Source organism: Brevundimonas sp. (assembly GCF_016463485.1).
GTDB lineage: Bacteria > Pseudomonadota > Alphaproteobacteria > Caulobacterales > Caulobacteraceae > Brevundimonas.
This window is the reverse complement of record NZ_JAEMRD010000244.1, coordinates 1-2,442: the sequence shown is the minus strand read 5'-3', so window position 1 is coordinate 2,442 and position 2,442 is coordinate 1. Positions and strand designations below refer to the sequence as shown.

The window sequence follows — 2,442 nt, the reverse complement described above, 5'->3', positions numbered from 1 at the left end:
CGGAAATTTCAGCCCACTCAGTCACCCTGAGTAAAGGTTATGAAATGCGCGTGGTGCGCCTGTTTGGTTGAATCACCAGGAGAACAGATGTCGATCCGACATCGCGCCGCCCAGGCGCGCCCTATCAAGTTCGCTCACGCGATGCGGATCGCCGTCTGTGCGGCGCCGCTGCTCATCGCGGGCGGCTGCACGACCTTTCCGACGCTGGAAACCTTCACGACCCGCCCGCCGACGGATATGCGGGTGGACGATGCCGCGCCATTCCCGACAGGCGCTTCGACGGATGCGAACGCCGGACGGCGACCCTCGGAAACCCTGACCATACCTCGGAACTCCGCCGCTGTCGGACCCGTCCGGCCGCCGGCGACCGAGGCGGACATCGCAGCCCTTATTCCCGATGAGCTTGTCGATGCGGCGCTGGCTCCGCAACCGATCCCGCAGTTCGCGGCGACCGTTTTCGGCAGCCTGCTGAACGTTCCTTTTGTCCTGACTTCCGATGTCGCAAACCGCACGGAGATAATTGCTGGCGGCACCGGCGGATCTACCAGCAAACGCGCCTTGTTCCGCATGACCCAGTTGGCGCTGAAGCAGAATGGCATCGACGTCTTTATAGACGGCCAGACCGTGACCATTGGCTCGGCGGAAGCTTCAGGCATTGGAGCAGAAGTGACGCGCAGCCGCGCCTCGCCCCAGAGTGGAGCCCGTGTAGTCCAATTCTTCCCCGTGCAGACGATCGAAGTAAATGTTCTTCAAGGCCTGCTCAGCGACCTTTTTCCGAACCTTGGCGGAGCCCGGATCACTCCGGATCCTCTTACCAATAGTCTTCTGATATCCGGCCCTGGGCGAGAGGTCGCCCAGGTGGTCCGGGTGCTTAGAGAAATCGACCAGCCGCGCTTCGCCGGCGCCCAGGTTCTCAGGGTTGAACCTGTGTTCTGGTCAGCGGATGGACTGGCCACCTCAATCGAACAGGTCCTGACGACCGAGGGATATGTTGTGTCCCGCCAGGCATTGGCCGGTCGTTCCGTGGTGATCCTCGCCTTCCCCACCGCCAACCAGATCCTGATCTTCACCCAGGACCCGGCTCTCCTCGAGCGCGCCCGCTACTGGGCTGAGACGCTCGACAAACCCGCAGCGCGTGGAGACGCCGCTTCAACCTTCGTCTACCAAGTTCGCAATACCGACGCCCAATCACTGGGGCAACTGGCCATTGGCCAAGCACCGACCAGCGCGCAGGCTCAGCCCCCCGTCGGCGTTCCAGGTACACCACCTGCAGGCGGAGGCCAGATCACTCAGAACAGCCAGCCTTCGAGCACGCCGGCCACCGGCGCGAGCGGTCAGTTCATGAGCGGCCGCGTCCTCGTCGATCCCGCCGGCAATCGCGTGATCTTCATCGGCACAGCGACCGAATTCGCTCAGCTGCGAACACTGTTACAGGCGCTCGACACGCCAGCCCCACAAGTGGTCATTGAGGTCATGATCGCCGAGGTCACCCTCACCGACAAGACGGCGCTGGGCCTCAACTTCTCGGCAACAGACACGCGCGGAGATGGGCTGCTTACAGGTGGCACAGAAGGAATATCATTGGGAAGTGGCGGTCTTCTGACGACCTTCGTTGGTCCGGAATTCCGTGCGCGCCTGAACGCCGAGGCTTCGAACGACCGCGTAAATATCCTGCAACGCCCTCAGCTGGTCGTCCGCAGCGGCGGCACGGCACGGTTCCAGGTCGGTACCGATGTGCCGATCATCACTTCGCAGAGAGCAACGGACACATCCCAGAACGGTGACGGCACTGACATTCTTCAGAGTGTTCAGTACCGCCAGACAGGCGTCATTCTGGAACTCACGCCCGTCATCTACGGCGATCGCGTTGATATTCAGATCAGCCAGGAAAATTCCTCGGCCGGCGCTTCGCCCCCCGGCATCTCAAGCCCGACAATTCTCAACAGAAGCCTGACAACACAGATCGCGATCACCGATGGATGGACAGGCGTCCTCGGCGGTCTTATCAGTAATAACTACAGCAAGGTCAATATCGGCGTTCCATTTCTGAAAGACATCCCTGTAATCGGTTCGGCGTTTCAGAACAATACGGTGGAGGGAAACAGGACAGAACTCCTTGTGCTGATCACCCCCTACATTATTCGGGACGACGAGGACATGGCGGACTTTGCCGACCGCTATGCGAGCGATATGAATGCCGCTTTCCGGACTGGCCGTGGCTGGTCATACACATTGACGCCAGTCTCGCTTGGGTCTCGTATTCGAGGGGTCGGATTTGATCTGCCGACGACGTCGCGCCCTTCCGATCCAGGCCGCACCGACCGCTCGGCCGCGGACGCCATCGAACCGGCGCCGGCTTCGGAATAACCACACGACTCTGGCAGCGGTGCTGATGCGGGCCCGGCAGGTCGATCACCGTTTGATATTCGCGTCGGTCCTGTC

Annotated in this window: 1 protein-coding gene; it reads left to right on the top strand. The window is 61.3% G+C overall.

What is annotated here, in order from left to right; genetic code table 11:
* Positions 1–141: 141 nt before the first annotated feature.
* Positions 142–2,367: a secretin N-terminal domain-containing protein gene (locus JHC99_RS18495; RefSeq protein WP_292156159.1), complete on the top strand. Its 2,226-nt coding sequence runs from the start codon at positions 142–144 to the stop codon at positions 2,365–2,367.
* Positions 2,368–2,442: the final 75 nt, after the last annotated feature.